Origin of the sequence: Chryseobacterium sp. 2TAF14, from assembly GCF_052115105.1 — a bacterium.
Classification (GTDB): domain Bacteria; phylum Bacteroidota; class Bacteroidia; order Flavobacteriales; family Weeksellaceae; genus Chryseobacterium.
The window spans coordinates 1-2,326 of record NZ_JBFRGA010000310.1; the positions used below are offsets into that span (position 1 = coordinate 1).

Here is a 2,326-nt window from a genome sequence, read left to right on the forward strand (position 1 = left end):
ATGCATGACAGTGCAATGCCGCTTTCTGGGATGACCCAAATGCTTGCAATGATGGTGAATGCTTTCTACGGCGGTGACGGTGCAGGAATTTTAAATATTTTCATCTACATTATTCTTGCCGTTTTCATCAGCGGATTAATGGTCGGTCGTACTCCGGAATTTATGGGTAAAAAAATTGAAGCCCGCGAAATGAAAATTGCCATGATCGTAGCATTATTTCACCCGTTTTTAATTCTTGTCGGAACTGCAATTGCCACTTATTTTCCGGAAGTCGGAACTTCTACTTTAAACAATCCGGGATTCCATGGTTTCAGCGAAGTTTTATATGAATATACATCTTCTGCTGCCAATAACGGAAGTGGTTTTGAAGGTTTAGGCGACAATAATCTTTTCTGGAATATTTCTACAGGAATTGTGCTTTTGCTTGGTCGTTTCTTGCCGATTATTGGTCCGGTAGCGATTGCAGGATTATTAGCTCAGAAAAAATATATTCCGGAAGGTGAAGGAACTTTAAAAACAGATACTTCAACATTTGGTTTAATGACTTTTGCCGTGATTGCCATTATTGCAGCGCTTGCTTTCTTTCCGGCACTGGCTTTAGGACCGATTGCAGAATATTTTTCAATGAAATCGCTGTGATTTGGATGAAAACACAGATAAAGATGAGGCGATTCAATATGACAAATGAAAAATAATGTAAATCTCCATATTAAATAAAATTTAAAATAAAGAATTAAAAAAATGATTCAAAATAAATCTTTGTTTCAAAAAGAATTGGTTCAGGAAGCTTTGAAGCAGTCTTTTGTGAAACTGAATCCTAAACTGATGTTTAAAAATCCGGTCATGTTTCTCGTATGGCTTGGTACATTAGTGATGCTTTTCGTAAGCTTATGGACTTTAACCGGTGAAAAATCTCAGGGAAGTTTTGCCTACAACTTTACGGTTTTCATCATTCTTCTGCTCACTGTATTATTTGGAAATTTTGCAGAAGCTATTGCAGAAGTAAGAGGGAAAGCTCAGGCAGACAGTCTTAGAAAAACAAGAGAGGAAACGCCTGCAAAAATCCAGAACGGACAAACAATTTCTTCGTCTAAATTACAGAAAGGAGATGTTTTTGTTTGTGAAGCCGGAGATATTATCCCTTCAGACGGAGAGATCATTGAAGGTCTTGCCACAATCGATGAAAGTGCAATTACCGGAGAATCTGCTCCCGTAATTCGTGAAGCAGGTGGCGATAAAAGTTCTGTAACTGGAGGTACAAAAGTTTTGTCCGACAAAATTGTTGTACAGGTTACCACGCAACCGGGCGAAAGTTTTTTAGATAAAATGATTGCTTTGGTAGAAGGAGCTTCAAGACAGAAAACTCCAAACGAGATTGCGTTGACGATTTTACTGGCTGGTTTTACGTTGGTTTTTATCATTGTCTGTGTTACATTAAAACCATTTGCAGATTATTCTAATGTCACAATTACAATCGCATCGTTTATTTCTTTGTTTGTATGTCTTATTCCAACAACTATTGGCGGATTATTAAAACCGTAAAGCAACAAGTTTTTATCCTGCGAATCAGGTTGACGAAAAGCAATTGATAAAAGCTGCGGTTTTAAGTTCAATGGCAGACGAAACTCCTGAAGGAAAATCGATTATTGAACTGGCTGGAATTAATCCTTTAAGTTATGAAATTAAGTCTCCAAAATTTATCAAGTTTACCGCTGAAACCAGAAGTTCAGGAATCGATTACGAGGAAATCAGAATCAGAAAAGGAGCTACGGATGCCATCAGAAAAATATCTGAAGCAGCAGGAAATACCTTTCCGCGGGAAATTGATTTAAAAGTAAAAGAAATTTCTCAAAACGGCGGAACTCCTTTGGTGGTTTCAGAAAACGAAAAAGTTTTGGGTGTAATTGAGCTTCAGGATATTATCAAACCCGGAATCAGCGAGCGTTTTGACAGACTTAGAAAAATGGGGATTAAAACCGTCATGGTTACCGGAGATAATCCGCTTACGGCAAAATTTATTGCTGAAAAAGCAGGTGTTGATGATTTTATCGCAGAAGCAAAACCGGAAGATAAAATGAATTACATCAAAAAAGAACAAACCGATGGTCGCTTGGTTGCAATGATGGGAGACGGTACAAATGATGCACCTGCTTTAGCTCAAGCCAATGTGGGTGTTGCCATGAACAGCGGAACTCAGGCTGCAAAAGAAGCCGGAAATATGGTTGATCTGGATAACGATCCTACAAAATTAATTGAAGTTGTAGAAATTGGTAAACAATTGCTGATGACGAGAGGAACATTGACGACATTCAGTATTGCCAATGAC

At 38.1% G+C, this 2,326-nt stretch carries 1 protein-coding gene and 1 pseudogene; both read left to right on the plus strand.

The annotated features are described in order from the left end of the window. Positions 1–639, plus strand: a 639-nt coding sequence (locus AB4Y90_RS17820) for a potassium-transporting ATPase subunit KdpA (RefSeq protein WP_441558903.1), incomplete at its 5' end; no start/stop codon positions are given. A gap of 102 nt (positions 640–741) precedes the next feature. Next, positions 742–2,326: pseudogene (locus AB4Y90_RS17825) on the plus strand (HAD-IC family P-type ATPase); the annotation flags it as partial.